Below are 15597 nucleotides of genomic sequence, written 5' to 3'. Positions count from 1 at the left end.
GGTTAAGGCCTTTGAAAGGTCATATGAACAGTGCTAATGCTTTGCGCTTTAAAACCGCCCTCACAGTAGCTAAAGTAATAATTCCACATGCGAACAAAACGTTCATCAAACCCTAAACGACCTACCTTATCGAGCTCTTGATTAAAGCGTACAGACCAGTCGTTCAACGTCTTCGCGTAGTCCTTACCAATATCAAATAAGTCCCTCAAGACTAAATCGGTCCTGTGAGTAGAAGTCTGGGTTAAAGCCGTTATCGATGGCAAAAAACCACCAGGAAAAATGTATTTTTGAATGAAATCAACATTATTACTGTATGAATCGTAACGTTGATCCGCGATAGTAATGGCTTGGATTGCCATTCGACCTTTAGGTTTGAGTAAAGACTGACACTTTTCAAAATAGGTCGCCATGAATTGCTTACCTACCGCTTCGATCATCTCAATAGAGACCAGCTTGTCGTATTGCCCTTCTAGATCACGATAATCTTTTTTCAATAGCGTAATCTGTTTCGTTAATTCCAGCTCTTGGATTTTGGCCTGTGCATACTCGTACTGAGCTTGAGAGATGGTCGTGGTCGTCACTTTACAACCGTAATTCTGCGCCATGTAAATCGCCATTGAACCCCACCCAGTACCAATTTCAACGACATGGTCGTCTTTTGTCAGCTGTAACTGCTGACATAAGCGCTCCATTTTGTTGATTTGGGCTTGTTCTAACGAATCTAAGGGACTTTGATAGATACCAGATGAATAAAGCATTCTTTTATCTAGAAATGTTTCATACAAGGCATTACTCAGGTCATAGTGCTCGCGAATATTTTTCTCTGAATTGACGACCGTATTACGATTAAACCAATGAGAGGCTTTGGTAGCGAGTACCGACAGCCAAGTCATTCTACTTTCAATGCTATCAAGCGCTGATAAATTACGTGCCATTAACTCCATGAGGTCTGTTAAATTTGGGCTATCCCACCAGCCGTCCATATAGGCCTCACCAGCGGCGATACTGCCCCCTTTTAACAAACGTGAATAAAACTGCGGGTGTTTCACCTCAATAACCGCTTTTAGTTGATTATCATTATTGCCACCAAAACTCTCTCGATGAACTGCCTTACCCTGTCCGAATTGTTCAACCACCGTTAACGTTCCGGCGGTAATTTTCGATAAGCATGCGAATGCAAAGCTTCTTGCGCTCTTTTCAACTGTCGATAAATGGCTTGGAAGCGTCATTGTTTGTGTTGTCATCATCTTCTAAGCTCCTTTGTTGTGCTTTGAAATGGCAGCCCTGTCTGACTTAGGATGCGAATAAAAAGGTGCGCCTTTCATCCACAATTTGAATGCATGCCAATAAATGCCAATGGTCACTTTTACTGCCATGATGGGCGTAGCGATCAGATGTCTGATTAAGGTTTTTGAATTCAACGGTTGTTTCTTCATCATGAGCGTCGCATCAAACTCTTTTTCTTCGCGATGACACTCAAGATGAACATTCAAACGTTGGTTGAGCGGCTTTGTTTTCCACTCGTAGCGCTGCTGTATCGGGTTAAAAGGCGAGACATGGAACGCTTTTTCATGCTGCCAGCGCCCGCTTTCAGTAGCAGGAATCGCGTAGTAATGCCTCTCGTTCCATGGGGTATTGCTGACCTCAGCCAATAAATAGCGCCAGTGTTGTTCTTCATCGTAAAGGTAATAAAAATTGACGGGACTAAAGTAGATGCCCATGTAGCGTAGATGAATCACCGCCTCAACCCGGCCATTCAGTCGCTCACCCGTTAATTCAAACACTTTGTCTTGAACGGCGAGTTTAAGCTCGCCAGTGCCGAGATAATCATCTCTGTGAAATCTTGCCCAATGCCACCACTTTTCACCCATTCCCCAAACTTGATTAAACACCTGTGGTAAGTGGTCGAGATCCAAGCAAGGCATAAATAACGGGTAATTTAAGCTATGAGCCACCGGTGAAAAGCGTCGGTGACGCACATTCCCCACTAACAAAGCTGAGCGCCCGATATCCTTCATGCTAAGCCGCTCCTTGCACGTGAGAATCCAGCGTAATATTTTCTATCTCACGCACTACATCCAACGCACTTTTTACTCCATCTTCATGGAAGCCGTTGTACCAATAAGCCCCACAAAACCATGTGTGGAACTGACCATTAATCTGAGGTCGCTTGTGCTGTGCAAGCAGTGTTTGTTGGCTAAACACCGGATGACTATAGTTAAAAGTCGCTAGAATTTTATCGTCATCGATACAATCCGAACTATTGAGCGAGACACAGAACGTCGTTGGCGCTTCAATGTGCTGTAAAATATTCATGTTGTAGGTGAGCGTTGGCGGCGAATCCTCCCCCTGCCCCGATAAACGATAATTCCAAGCTGCCCAAGCGGCTTTGCGCTCAGGTAGTAAAGAGGTATCGGTATGCAGCACCACTTGGTTCGTTTGATAGGTTAGCGCACCAAGCACTTCCAGTTCTTCACTGGTCGGTGACTGCAACATGGCGAGAGCCTGATCGCTATGACACGCAAAAATGACATGGTCAAAGCTCTCTATTTGCCCGTTAACCATGAGGTGGACACCTGATATATCTCGCCAAACAGAAGAGACTGGACTGTTTAATTTAATACGATCTTCAAACCCCTGAGTCAAAGCAGGTATGTACTGCTTTGAGCCCCCTTTTATGACATACCATTGCGGACGATTAACCACATCTAGCAAACCATGATTTAAAAAGAATCGAGCAAAGAAACCCAAAGGAAATGCGCGCATATCCGCAAGTGTCGACGACCAAATAGCAGCGCCCATCGGCAAGATATAGTTGTCACTGAAGTAGTCAGAAAAGCCATTTTGATTTAAAAACTCGCCAAGTGTTTTTTCTTCTTCGGTGCTGCATTCGGCTTGCTGTTTGACCAGCTTGTTAAATCGCAAAATCTCATAAATAAAGTAATAAAATTTTGGTTTTAACCAATTGCTCCGCTGAGCAAACAAGGTAGAAATAGTGTGGCCGTTATACTCCAGACCGTTAGCTCTATTGGAGACACTAAAGCTCATTTCAGTAGCAATACCTTCAACGCCTACCTCATTCATCATCCGAATGAAATTAGGGTACGTGCGATCGTTATAAACAATAAAACCAGTATCGACGGCGTACTTCTTCCCACCTTGTTCCACGTCCACTGTAGCTGTATGTCCCCCAATATAATCATTGGCTTCAAACAACGTAATGTCATGCTCTCGATGTAGGTGATAACCGCAAGTTAGCCCAGATATCCCTGTTCCTATAATGGCAATTTTCATTATTTAGTCCTTAATTAACTTGGCAGTAATGACGCTTTGCCACTGGTAGGGCAAACTGGCAATAAGTCGTAAAAGTAGAGTGAATCGTTTGGGAAAATAAATGAATGGCTTGAATTGCTCGATCCCTTCGCGTATCGCATTAGAGGCTTGGCTTACTGTAACGATGGCCGGCATATCGAAGGTGTTTTTGTCTGTCAGTGGCGTTTTAACAAAGCCCGGAAGCACAAGACTTACGTGCACACCTTTTGGCTTTAGTGTCGTCTGCAAAGTGCGAACTAAATAGCTCAGAGCGGCTTTCGATGCCCCATAAGCTTCGGCGCGAGGCAATGCAACCTCACTCGAAATGGATCCAATAACAACCAGCTGATGTCCCTTTTGAAAACGTTGTTGAGCCGCTTCTATCAAGTTAACAACACCCAAGAAATTCACATCAAAAACTCGTCGAATCAGCTCCGAGTTAAGTTGGCCACCATCAATATATTCACAATCCCCCGCATTTAGCAGCCAAATGTCTGGGGTCTGCCTTAGCTGGGCTAACGCATCATGTATTTGCTCACGATCTGTCACATCAAATTTCAAAGTGGATAACGTAGAGTACTGAGCAGCAAGCGCATCAAGCTTCGCGCGATTGCGGCCACATGCCACAACATTGAAGCCTTGATTGGCGTAATCTCTGCACAACTGCTCACCAATGCCTGAGGTAGCTCCGGTTATAAATACTGTCTTCATTGCCCAAGCCTCCTCTTGATTGCGCGAACCACGCTACCTAGCAAAGGCAGTTGCTCATAAAGCATTTCACCAAGGTCAAAGTAGTCTCGGTGATGAATCACTTTTTGATCGGCAAACGTTAGGTGGGTAACTCCATGAACAGAAATGGCACGCCCTGCGTTCAGCTTTGGGTGTTGCAAATCCATCACCCAAACAATAAATCCCTTGTTTCCTGACTGATGCGTTTCACTGATATGGAACACACACGAGTGCACATTTTGATAAAGGTTTTCAAAGTAACGATAGAGGCTCTCTCGGCCTTCAATTCGGTGAGCGGCATCTTCAAATACCACATCGGAGTGATAGATATCCTCGAGTAGATGAAGGTGTTCTCCATCTAACTGCTTATACAATTCACTAACTGCAACTACGTCCATTAACTTCTTCCATTGGTTGTACGAAAATTTTATTTGTACAATATAAACACTGTAGATCAGTGCTCAAAGTTGTACAAATATTTTTTTGTACAACAATCGATGTTACGGAGCAGAAATCGGAAGGATCAAAAAAGGCTTGGTTAAAAACCAAGCCTTTCTATTAGTTAGTGTAGATTAAAACCCACTGCGTAGTGCGTTTATGCGCTTATCAAGCGGTGGGTGACTCATCAATAATTCAGTCATAGAACGTTTGCCATTAATACCAAACGCCATCATAGAACCTTCTAGCTGAGATTCATGGCTCACTTTCAAGCGCTCAAGTGCAGCAATCATTTTCTCTTTACCAACTAAGCGAGCTGCACCGGCATCAGCATGAAACTCACGATGGCGGCTGTACCACATTGTGATAAAGCTTGCTAAGAAACCAAATACAAGTTCAAGCACCATCGAAACACCGAAGTAAACCATCATATTGCTACCTTGGCCTTCTTCGTCGCTGTTATTAGACGCAACGATGTTAGCAATAAAGCGCGATAAGAAAATAACAAAAGTATTCACCACACCCTGCATTAGCGTCATCGTAACCATGTCACCGTTGGCGATATGACTCACTTCATGAGCAAGAACCGCTTCTGCCTCATCGCGTGTCATGTTGTGCAGCAGACCAGTCGATACCGCTACCAATGAATCATCTCGCTTAGCACCGGTAGCGAATGCGTTGATATCCGCGGAATCGTAAATCGCAACCGTTGGCATACCAATGCCTACTTGCTCAGATTGACGACGAACCGTTTCCAGTAGCCAGTGCTCTGTTTCGTTACGTGGGCTTTCAATCACCATACCACCCACTGAACGCAGTGCCATGCCCTTAGACATTAGTAGTGAGATAAATGAGCCGCCAAAACCAAACACCGCTGCCATGATCAACAGGCCAAACAAACTGCCCGACTGCATACCGGTGACTGCGTAAACAATATTTAATACAACGCTAAGAACTAGCACAACCGCTAAGTTAGTGGCTAGAAATAACATTACTCGCTTCATTACTTTTCTCCGAAACAGGAAGCTTTAATTATTCAGAGCACTTATAGTGGGTTTTATATCAACTATACCTACTCAGTCGCCGATTCTTAATACGGCTTTAACAGACCAACTTCGCTAAATCACTTAACTCATCAGTTACGGTATAAATATAGTCTAATCACTTTAAACACAAGCGTTGGAAGCAAATTGATACATTTGTTTTCATCAAGTCTCAATCCTTCGCTGTAAATCGGTCTCATTCGCTGTCTGAGCCTTCAAACTCTTTAGACTTTGGTCGTATTGTGGTTGAGACAAAAACTGCTATTTTCCTAAAGAATAAACAATTCGTTTGAAACGAAGGAACGTTAAAAATGGCTGAAACTAATGACTATCAAATGGCTATCGACCTATTGTGCTGCCACCTAGGGTTAACAGAAGATGAAGCAAAGCAACAGCTGGGCATTTCGTCAGAGCAAGTGTTGCAAAAGCGTGTCATTGAAACTCAAGCAGCATTAATGGGGCTTAACAGCGATAAGTAATCGGCTAACGAAACCGCCGCTAGCTCACCTAGCTGTGACAATAAAAAAACGGGCTGCCATTTAGCAGCCCGTTTTAAGTTCTTTTCAATCAAGCCTTAATTAATGGCGAGACATCAATATATTTAGCAAGATCTTTACGCTTCACACTTGGTACGTACGGGATTTCACCAATTTTAGGCGCATCGATTTTTTGCTCTAGCATTTCAATGATTTCAGCGTAGTGCTCTGTGCCAGGGTTAATGCGGTTAGCGACCCAACCAACAACATTAAGGCCATCAGCTTTGATTGCATCAAGTGTCAGAAGCGCATGGCTCAAGCAGCCGAGTTTAATGCCTACCACTAATACCACAGGTAAGTTTTCTTGCTGTACCCAAGTAGAAAGACAATCCGTATCTGAAACAGGAACACGCCAACCGCCAGCACCTTCCACTAATACGATGTCTGAATTTTGCTTATGTTGCGCCAATGTTTTACTTAATACAGAGTAATCGATCACTACGTTTTCACGCTTAGCAGCAATGTGCGGAGAAGCCGGTAGCTCAAGCGCATAAGGGTTGACTAGATCGTAATCTACTTCCACCGTTGCAGCGTTTTGCAGATACAGCGCGTCCGAGTTACGCAGCCCCTGCTCTGTCTTATCGCTGCCCGCAGCGACAGGTTTATAGCCAATCGTATTTAAGTTTTGTGCTTCTAAAGCGTTTAGAATCGCTTTTGAAGCAACAGTTTTTCCAACATCGGTATCCGTACCAGCAATAAAAAATGCATCAATCATAGATTAATAATCCCCAAACAAACCTGATATGTTGCGGGTAGAAGACCCTGATGGTTTTTTTCAAACGTTTGATATTCTCGCTCTACTTGTATGAGTGCCTGACGACTGGTTAACCCTTGAGATCGCCCATTCGCATCGCTCACCACGTAGTTCGCACCTATGCCTTTTAAATCTCGCATCAGTGAGAAAGCGCGATCATACCAAACCACTATGGTTGGCAAGTCTAAGTGATGGTTTTGGCAGTGAGCTTGCGCTAACGCAATTTTTACCTGATTGAGAGAGACAAAGTCATTCACGTGTTGATATGTATCAACTTTTCCCCATGCATTCTTGAGCTCAATAAGAGAGCCATCCAACAATGTTGAGAACAGCGCTTGCCCGTTAGGCTTCACTACTCGGCGTATTTCTTTCAGCGGCACAGATAAATCATCACACCACTGTAAGGCCAAACTCGAAAAAACATAATCAAATTGATCGTCACAAAATGGTAAGTCTTCTGCATCACCACAGCGATATTCGATATTGCTTGTCCCGCACCTTTGCTTCGCTTTATCGAGCATCGCTTGCGATAAATCACAGCAAACGACCTGCGCTCCTCTATCAAGTAACCGCTGACTAAAAAATCCCGTGCCGCACCCAAGATCGAGCACTCTTTTTCCGGTTAAGTTTTGGGGTAAATGTTCAAGCAACCGCAAGCCAACGTTACGCTGAAACTCAGCATGATTGTCATAACCTTCGGCCGCTTTGCTAAAAGCGGCGGCGACTGACGCTTTACAGGTTTGATTGACCATTAAAGGAGATGAATCAACTAATACTACTTGTGCCATCCATTAGTTCCTTGTTAGTAATGGGGTTATCGCATTCGCCAGTGCACGTATTTCAGCTAAGCGATGATTCGCCGTTAAAGTGATGCGCAGCCTTGCCTTACCTTTTGGCACCGTTGGCGGACGAATTGCCGTTAACCAAAAGCCCAGTTCACGAGCCTTTGCTGCAATCTCTAGCGTCTTCTTCTCATCACAAACCATTAATGGCTTTATTGGGGTATTTGTCGCGACAAACTCATTGCAATGTCCAAACTGACTATCGTAGCAATGTGACAGTTCAACAAGCTTATCTCTTCGCCACTGCTGAGTGGATATAAGATCAATCGCGGCGCTTAATGCATGGGCTTGAGCAGGAGGAATGGCGGTTGAATAGACATGATGGCGAGCAAACTGCGTTAGGTAGTCGCCAATGGTGTGATTACACAAAATCGCTGCGCCACTTAGACCAAACGCTTTACCAAAGGTGACGACCAAAATATCCGGAGTTACTCCTGCGACATCGCAGCTGCCTTTACCCTCATCACCAAGTACGCCGATACCATGGGCATCGTCCACCACCAGCCAACAATGTTGACTGCGTAGTCGCTCGAGCTCTCGCAGAGGCGCTTGGTCGCCATCCATGCTAAAAACACCCTCAGTAACCACGAAAGTATTAGTAGTTGCGTCAATAAGCTGGCTTGCATGCTGTGAGTCGTTGTGACGAAATCGGCGCATGTTTGCAGGGGACAACATGCCCGCCTCCATTAGCGAGGCGTGGTTTAGCTTATCTTGCAGTAGAGCGTCTCCACTTTCTAACAAACTAAATAGCAACGCTTGATTTGCCGCGAAACCGGAGCTAAATAGCACCGCTCGCGAATAGCCAAGCCAGCTACACAGCTTCGCTTCCAGCTCATGATGCGCTGGACTAAACCCCGTCACCAAGGGAGATGCGGCACTACCATTACCGTAAAGGTCAATGCCACGTTGCCATTCTCGGCTGAGCATTGCGTCTGCGGCAAGCCCTAAATAATCATTATTGGAGAAGTTAACCCAATACTTTAAATTCGAAGACATGTGGGCTTGATTGCCATCTTTGATAGCTGATAGCTGTCTTGTTAAACCGGACGACTCTCTCTTAGCCAACGCTCGTTCAAAACGTTGGTTAAACGCTGGCATCATAAAATAGATCGTCTGCGGTTGGTCTTGCGGCTACACGTTCAACAACGCGATCAAGCAAATCGTTCTCTTCGATTTCGTCTGGTTTTTGCGAAACTTGCTGACTATTGATGCCAAGTTTATTGAACAGCATCATATCTTTATCTTCGGAAGGGTTTGGCGTCGTCAGTAACTTACAACCGTAGAAAATCGAATTTGCACCCGCCATAAAACACAAGGTTTGCATTTGCTCGTTCATGTTTTCACGACCCGCTGATAAGCGCACAGCGGAAGCTGGCATCATGATGCGTGCGATGGCTATCAAACGGATGAAGTCAAAAGGCTCAACGTCATCAACGTCTTCTAATGGCGTCCCTTTTACCTTGACCAGCATATTGATAGGCACACTTTCAGGGTGAGTCGGTAAGTTAGCCAGTTCAACTAACAGGCCGGCGCGATCGCTGGCGCTCTCTCCCATACCAATAATGCCACCAGAGCAGATTTTCATTCCGGCATCACGCACATGTGACAGTGTATCTAAACGATCTTGGTAAGTTCGAGTAGTAATAATGCTGCCGTAAAATTCGGGAGACGTATCCAGGTTGTGGTTGTAATAATCTAGGCCGGCATCAGCCAACTCTTCCGCCTGTTCCGACGTTAACATACCTAGTGTCATACAGGTCTCTAAACCCATTCCTTTGACACCTTTGATCATGCTCGTCAGATGTGGCATGTCTCGAGCTTTAGGATTTTTCCACGCAGCCCCCATACAGAAACGAGTTGACCCAGCATTTTTAGCTTTTTGAGCCGCATCCAACACACGCTCGACTTCCATCAAGCGTTCTTTCTCAATGTCAGTGGTATAGCGAGCACTTTGAGGGCAGTACTTGCAATCCTCAGGGCATGCGCCAGTTTTGATTGAAAGTAGCGTGCTCACTTGCACATGGTTGTGCTGCTGAAATTGTCTATGAGTTAACTGCGCTTCAAACAGCAAATCCATAAACGGCTTATCCATCAGTTGGCGAACTTCTGCCACTGTCCAGTTATGACGAACTTCCACGTGCTTTCCTTTTATCTTTCTATTGAGTAGCAGCCAATCTGCATTTGCAAGCTGTTACGTTTAACACTTGGCTAGTCTACTGACAGCATGTAGACTGTCAACACAATAAAAAATCAAAAGTTTACATTTGATTATTTTTTAAACAAACCTCACATTGGTAAGCTTCATGGACATCGCTTTCGATCGCCGCCATATCTGGCATCCGTATACTTCTACAATCACACCTCTGACCTGCTATCCAGTGACTCACGCTGAGGGTGTTAACCTTTATTTAGAAGATGGCACCAAACTTATCGATGGGATGTCTTCATGGTGGTCAGCCATCCATGGTTATAATCATCCAGTGCTAAATAAAGCGGCACATAGCCAAATAGATAAAGTCTCGCACGTCATGTTTGGTGGCATTACCCACCAACCAGCGATTGATTTGTGTAAGAAATTAGTCGCTATGACCGCCGATAACTTACAACATGTTTTCTTAGCCGATTCAGGCTCAGTCGCAGTCGAAGTTAGCTTAAAAATGGCATTGCAGTATTGGCACGCAAAAGGGGAAAAGCGCAGTCAATTTTTAACGCTAAGAGATGGTTATCACGGTGACACCTTTGCCGCAATGTCTGTCACCGATCCTGATAACTCAATGCACTCACTCTACAAAGGCTTTTTGCCAGAGCACATTTTTGCCACTTCGCCAAAAACAGGCTACTTCGATCCGTGGGATGAAGAAGACATCATTCCATTCAAAGCTCAGTTAGAGAAACATCATCAACATATTGCAGCGGTGATCCTTGAACCTATCGTGCAAGGCGCAGGCGGCATGCGCATCTATCATCCTGAATACCTGAGACAAATTCGAGAACTCTGCGATCGTTATGGCGTATTGTTGATTCTTGATGAAATCGCGACAGGTTTCGGTCGCACTGGCAAACTATTCGCCTATGAACACGCCGATATACAGCCAGATATACTGTGTTTAGGTAAAGCCCTAACGGGTGGCTATATGACACTATCCGCTACTCTGACCTCAAAACATGTGGCCGATACGGTATGTGGTGGTGAGGCTGGTTGCTTTATGCATGGCCCAACGTTTATGGGTAACCCACTAGCGTGCGCGGTAGCGACAGCAAGTATGACATTGCTTGAGGAAAACCAATGGCAAAGCCAAGTAAAAAGTATAGAGCAACAGTTTTCTCTATTACTGCCAGAGCTACAACATCACCCTAGAGTTAAAGACGTAAGATGGCTTGGCGCAATTGGTGTGGTAGAAACGCACTCTGCAGTAAATATGGAAGAGATCCAGGCCCATTTCGTGCAACAAGGGGTATGGATAAGGCCATTTGGCAAGCTCATCTACATGATGCCGCCGTATATAAGCAGACCAGAACAAATCTCTACTCTAGTTGCATCAGTAGTCAGTGCACTCAGCAAATCAAATTGCTTCATCGCATAGATGCGAAAAGGGTTGGAAAACAACCAACCCTTTTCGTAACATAATCTACTGCCGAAACGATTTAATCTTGATCAATCATCCAACGGCGAAATTCTTTTCGCTCTTCTTTGCTTGCTTTAGTGTACCAAAGCTTAAGCTGGGTAACAGCATCACCCGTAACGGTGATTTTACCGTCTTTTGCAACGGAGACAGCGGCTTCATTAATATTCATCGCACCAGAAGAGGTTAAAACAATACCGTTGTTCTTGTTGTACAGTCGTATCGCTTCTTCAATATTTGCATAAGGGAGTAGGCCAGGAACCCCCGGTAAAAGCTCTAGGTCGTATTCTGTTGGTGAGCCGTTGTTGCTTACTTGCCATTCAACATTACCGGCATCAAACTTCACTTTGGCAAGTTCATAGGTGCGGTAAGTTTCGATGCCAAGCTTGTATGAATCAAGCTCATTAGCCACATGAATACTTACAACGTATGGTTTTGAAGTATAGGTTTTCTTGCTTGAGCCAGACTTCAACGCTTTAGAATACTCAATAACTATCTGGTTCTCACCAGCAGGAAGTTCAATGCTGTCTGCGTTCTGAACGCTTTTACCATTGAGCGCTAGTACATCAATGCCACTTTCAAAACTAATGTCTGCGGCTGCCGCATTAAATGAACAACCAACTAAAGCTGCTAGTAATAACTTTTTCATTGTCTTCCTCGATAAAAAAATAAAGCCACCTAAGTGGTGGCTTTATCATAATAACTAATATTGAAGCTATCTTAGAAAGATACGCCCATACCAATTACGAATGCAGTGTCTTGGTCTACTGTTTCGCCAGCATCGTTAGTTTGCTGTGCATCAGTAAAGCCAACTTCAGCGTAAGTCCATACGTTTGAAGAGAAGTTGTAAGTACCGTTTAGGTAACCTTGGTTAACATCATCGCTGTTAGCAATGTCGTTACCAAAGATGCTGTAACCAGCAGCTAGAGTTACTTTCTCGTTTACTGTGTAAGTAGCAGCAAGGCCGATAACGTCACGCTCAATGTCTGTTGCGTTTGGTTGTGACTCAGTAGACCATGCGTAAGTTGCCGCTAGTTCGAATGCGTTAATTGTGTAACGACCTTCAAGGATGTAGTGATCTTCTTGAACTACACCTTTATCAGTAGAACCGATGTAAGATGTGAAGTCGAAATCAGCAACACGTAGACCTAGACGTACGTCAAACTCTTTGTCGCCATCAACGCGGCCGTTTGAACCGTTTTCGTAAGCAGAGTAAGAAGCACCTGCGTAGAACATTTCGCCGTTGTCGTATACGTATTTAACAACTTGAGAACCGTAGAAATCAGAATTTTCTACTGCACCAGATAGACCAAACTCGTAATCAGAACCGATACCAGAATCATCACGAATTGTGTACTGCTTACCGAAAGTAAGAGTGTGACCGTTAGTCATAAAGCCAACGAAAGCTTCATCTACAGTGATGCCTTCGTTGTCTGAACCGTTGTCACCATCGATGTTTAGTGCACCACCAACTGTAAAGTCTTGATTTACATCGTAAGCTAGACCGAAACCGAAATCTGCATCATCAACAGCTAGCTCAGCATCTGTATCTACGTCATGAGCTTTGATGTAATGAACATCTAGGTCACCGTTTACAGAAAGAGTAACACCGTTGTTGTTGTATACTTCTGCAGCGCTAACTGATGTTGCTGCTGCTAGAATTGAAAGAGCTACTAGAGTCTTTTTCATGATAATCCACTGCCTTTTCATAGATTGTAGGGAATTCCTTATCCGGTTCCCTTTCAAAATGTTGAAGATGATTCTTACTCTCGAGGGCTCGATATCACTTCAACTCAAATTCGCGGTCTAGATTGCAAAAGATTATTCGGACTGTCAAATATTATAAAAATTGCAGATAAAAAAATATCAAATCATTTAAAAACAAGCACTTACACAAAAGTTACATACTTTTTCGAGTAACTTCTAACCTTTATGAGTCATCTATCAACAAATGAATTGCATCGCACTTTTAGATGATTAGTCTGAAAAAATGAGATTTGCGTCGCGCTGGCAGAATTTTAGCGAAGTTAAGGTGAGTTTTTAGAGTTCTATATTTTTTACTTTTAGAATTAAATCTAAGTTCATGAAGGTTCAGTTTTTTTTTGTGAAGAAGATCTATCTTTTAGAGGAAAACGAATCTGATTCGTGAAGTACGTAGCATTGGATATGTGTGGTACTATCAGCTCCCCGCGATCGAGGCAGCCGTATGACGAACACTAAAATACAACAATCTATCCGCCAAAGTTATCAAAACCTGCAGTTTCAATTGGAAAACTTTGTACCGCGTCGAGCGCAAAATTACCTCGTTGCAGAGATAGCCAAAACGCTGTGCGGCGAGTATCACAAATCTAATCGCATTATCGTCGCAGAAGCAGGAACCGGGATTGGCAAATCACTCTCCTATTTAATGTCAACGATTCCAGTTGCCGTACTCAATAACCGCAAAGTGGTTATCTCTACCGCTACAGTGGCATTACAAGAACAGCTCATTAATAAAGATCTACCACTGTTTCGTCGCATCACCGACCGCGAGTTCTCGTTTATTTTGGCCAAAGGCCGTCAGCGTTATTGCTGTGCCGAGAAGCTTGCCAGTGCTTGCGGCGCAGATGGCGGACAATTGGCGATGTTCGAATCAAAGCCTAAGCAAAAAGACATTGAGCTATTGCAAACCATGTACAAAAGCCTCAGCCAAGGAAAATGGGATGGTGATAGGGACTCGTGGCCTAAAACTATTTCTGATGAAATCTGGCGAATGATCGTGAGCGACAAACACAGCTGTAACAACAGCATGCCAGCACACAGAGGCTGTCCGTTCCAAAAAGCTCGTTCAGAGCTCGATAAAACCGATGTCATTATTGCTAACCACAGCTTGGTAATGGCCGATGCCGATCTTGGTGGTGGGGTAATTTTACCCGAGCCTGAAAATACAATTTACGTTTTCGATGAAGCCCATCACCTCCCACACGTTGCTAGAGATCACTCAGCCGCCGCAGCTAGCTTAAAGGGTGCGGCGTCTTGGCTTGAACGATTGAATCAATCCGTGACCAAATTCGCCAACCTCGCCGATGAAAAGCGCGTTGGTCGTTTTCGTAATGAACTGCAAGATTCCGTTCAGCAGCTTATCCCTTCGCTTACTCAGCTTGCATCGAGCTTTGATCCTGCCCATTTTGAAGAGAATCTTTATCGCTTTGAGCATGGTGAACTCCCCTCTTGGCTAGAAGAAGAAGCCAAACAGCTCAAGCAACTTTCTCATAAAGGCGCTCAAGCGACGGCAAAAATCGCCGACCTGATTGCTGAAAGGGTTAAAGATGGCGAAGTATCTAGCCGATTGGCAGAACCTGCTCTAGCAGAAATCGGCTTCTATATTCAAAGAATGGATAATTTAGCCCAAGTATGGAACTTGATGGCAGAGCCACAAAGAGAGAAAGGTGCGCCATTGGCTCGTTGGTTAGAGCTCGACCAAGAAAGAGAAGGCGATTTCATTGTTAATGTCTCGCCACTGGAAGTCGGCTGGCAATTGGATCAGCAACTTTGGAGTCGCTGCCTTGGTGCTGTACTTACGTCTGCTACCATGCGCGCGCTGAACTCGTTTAGCTTTTTTTGCCGCCAAGCGGGGATCAGTGAAAAAGCAGAAGATGGCACTCGTTTTTTAGCCTTAGCGTCTCCTTTTGATTACCAAAAGCAAGCGCAGCTCATTGTGCCTAAGATGAAGTACGAACCTCAAGCACCTGAGTTTACGGAATATCTTATCGATATTCTGCCTAACCTAATTGAAGACAAACAAGCCAATTTAGTTTTATTCTCTTCTTATTGGCAGATGAATCAGGTTGCTGAAGCGCTCGATAGCCAATTCATCAAAAAAGGTTGGGCGCTACAGATCCAAGGTAAAGAGTCGCGAGGTGAGATACTCAAAAAACATAAAACCTTAGTGCAATGTCAAAAAACCAGTATTTTATTTGGTACTGGCAGTTTTTCAGAAGGCTTAGATCTTCCGGGTGAGCTTTTAGAAAATTTGATTATCACTAAAATTCCATTTGCTGTACCGACCTCGCCGGTTGAACGCGCGCACGCGGAATACATCGAAGATAAAGGGGGTAACCCATTTATGCAGATCACTGTTCCAGAAGCAAGTAAGAAGCTCATTCAATCAGTCGGTCGATTACTGCGAAAAGAGCGAGATTCTGGTAAAGTCATCATCCTTGATCGCCGATTGGTATCAAAGCGTTACGGCAAATCATTGTTAGATTCATTACCTCCGTTTGAGCGAGTGATCGAATATTAACCTTGCCCAATTACAATAACCATAATCAGAAGAACACA

The 15597-nt window shown here is 44.2% G+C and carries 15 protein-coding genes; 3 read left to right on the top strand and 12 right to left on the bottom strand.

The window, feature by feature from the left end; all coding sequences use genetic code 11:
- Positions 1 to 2: 2 nt before the first annotated feature.
- The 6 genes from OH461_RS02655 to htpX form a co-directional block, all read right to left on the bottom strand.
- Positions 3 to 1247: an SAM-dependent methyltransferase gene (locus OH461_RS02655; protein ID WP_270019084.1), complete on the bottom strand. Its 1245-nt coding sequence runs from the start codon at positions 1245 to 1247 to the stop codon at positions 3 to 5.
- 3 nt (positions 1248 to 1250) lie between these two features.
- Positions 1251 to 2018 (bottom strand): DUF1365 domain-containing protein, encoded by a 768-nt coding sequence (locus OH461_RS02650; RefSeq protein WP_270019083.1) that lies wholly within the window; start codon positions 2016 to 2018, stop codon positions 1251 to 1253.
- 1 nt (position 2019) lies between these two features.
- Positions 2020 to 3294: an NAD(P)/FAD-dependent oxidoreductase gene (locus OH461_RS02645; RefSeq protein ID WP_270019082.1), complete on the bottom strand. Its 1275-nt coding sequence runs from the start codon at positions 3292 to 3294 to the stop codon at positions 2020 to 2022.
- A 3-nt stretch (positions 3295 to 3297) separates the two neighbouring features.
- Positions 3298 to 4023 (bottom strand): SDR family NAD(P)-dependent oxidoreductase, encoded by a 726-nt coding sequence (locus OH461_RS02640; RefSeq protein ID WP_270019081.1) that lies wholly within the window; start codon positions 4021 to 4023, stop codon positions 3298 to 3300.
- Positions 4020 to 4439: a nuclear transport factor 2 family protein gene (locus tag OH461_RS02635; protein WP_270019080.1), complete on the bottom strand. Its 420-nt coding sequence runs from the start codon at positions 4437 to 4439 to the stop codon at positions 4020 to 4022. Before OH461_RS02635 ends, OH461_RS02640 begins: the two co-directional genes overlap by 4 nt.
- A 174-nt stretch (positions 4440 to 4613) precedes the next feature.
- On the bottom strand, positions 4614 to 5483 hold the full coding sequence (gene htpX, locus OH461_RS02630) for a protease HtpX (protein ID WP_270019079.1): 870 nt from the start codon (positions 5481 to 5483) through the stop codon (positions 4614 to 4616).
- 350 nt (positions 5484 to 5833) lie between these two features.
- On the opposite strand from htpX, the gene OH461_RS02625 reads away from it, so the two are divergent.
- On the top strand, positions 5834 to 6001 hold the full coding sequence (locus tag OH461_RS02625; protein WP_270019078.1) for a hypothetical protein: 168 nt from the start codon (positions 5834 to 5836) through the stop codon (positions 5999 to 6001).
- A gap of 88 nt (positions 6002 to 6089) precedes the next feature.
- On the opposite strand, the gene bioD is transcribed toward OH461_RS02625, so the two are convergent.
- The 4 genes from bioD to bioB are packed head-to-tail and all read right to left on the bottom strand — an operon-like array spanning position 6090 to position 9791.
- Positions 6090 to 6773, bottom strand: coding sequence for a dethiobiotin synthase (gene bioD, locus OH461_RS02620; protein WP_270019077.1), 684 nt, complete (start codon positions 6771 to 6773; stop codon positions 6090 to 6092).
- Positions 6770 to 7564: a malonyl-ACP O-methyltransferase BioC gene (gene bioC / locus OH461_RS02615; protein ID WP_443088441.1), complete on the bottom strand. Its 795-nt coding sequence runs from the start codon at positions 7562 to 7564 to the stop codon at positions 6770 to 6772. Before bioC ends, bioD begins: the two co-directional genes overlap by 4 nt.
- Positions 7565 to 7603: 39 nt before the next feature.
- Positions 7604 to 8752 carry an 8-amino-7-oxononanoate synthase gene (locus OH461_RS02610; RefSeq protein ID WP_270019846.1) on the bottom strand — a complete coding sequence of 383 codons (1149 nt, stop codon included), beginning with the start codon at positions 8750 to 8752 and terminating at the stop codon, positions 7604 to 7606.
- On the bottom strand, positions 8739 to 9791 hold the full coding sequence (bioB, locus tag OH461_RS02605) for a biotin synthase BioB (protein WP_270019075.1): 1053 nt from the start codon (positions 9789 to 9791) through the stop codon (positions 8739 to 8741). The genes OH461_RS02610 and bioB overlap by 14 nt, the downstream gene beginning before the upstream one ends.
- 166 nt (positions 9792 to 9957) lie before the next feature.
- Between bioB and bioA the strand changes: the two genes are divergently transcribed.
- Positions 9958 to 11238, top strand: coding sequence for an adenosylmethionine--8-amino-7-oxononanoate transaminase (bioA, locus tag OH461_RS02600; protein WP_270019074.1), 1281 nt, complete (start codon positions 9958 to 9960; stop codon positions 11236 to 11238).
- 61 nt (positions 11239 to 11299) lie between these two features.
- Here the strand turns inward: bioA and OH461_RS02595 are convergent, their stop codons facing one another.
- Positions 11300 to 11926 (bottom strand): YccT family protein, encoded by a 627-nt coding sequence (locus OH461_RS02595; protein WP_270019073.1) that lies wholly within the window; start codon positions 11924 to 11926, stop codon positions 11300 to 11302.
- 71 nt (positions 11927 to 11997) lie between these two features.
- Positions 11998 to 12966: a porin gene (locus OH461_RS02590; RefSeq protein WP_270019072.1), complete on the bottom strand. Its 969-nt coding sequence runs from the start codon at positions 12964 to 12966 to the stop codon at positions 11998 to 12000.
- 517 nt (positions 12967 to 13483) lie between these two features.
- Between OH461_RS02590 and dinG the strand changes: the two genes are divergently transcribed.
- Positions 13484 to 15559 carry an ATP-dependent DNA helicase DinG gene (dinG, locus tag OH461_RS02585; RefSeq protein WP_270019071.1) on the top strand — a complete coding sequence of 692 codons (2076 nt, stop codon included), beginning with the start codon at positions 13484 to 13486 and terminating at the stop codon, positions 15557 to 15559.
- The last annotated feature ends 38 nt before the right edge of the window (positions 15560 to 15597 follow it).

Source organism: Vibrio sp. LaRot3 (assembly GCF_027587025.1).
Classification (GTDB): Bacteria; Pseudomonadota; Gammaproteobacteria; order Enterobacterales; family Vibrionaceae; genus Vibrio.
The sequence above is the reverse complement of the archived record's forward strand: the minus strand, read 5'-3'. Positions and strand labels throughout refer to the sequence as shown.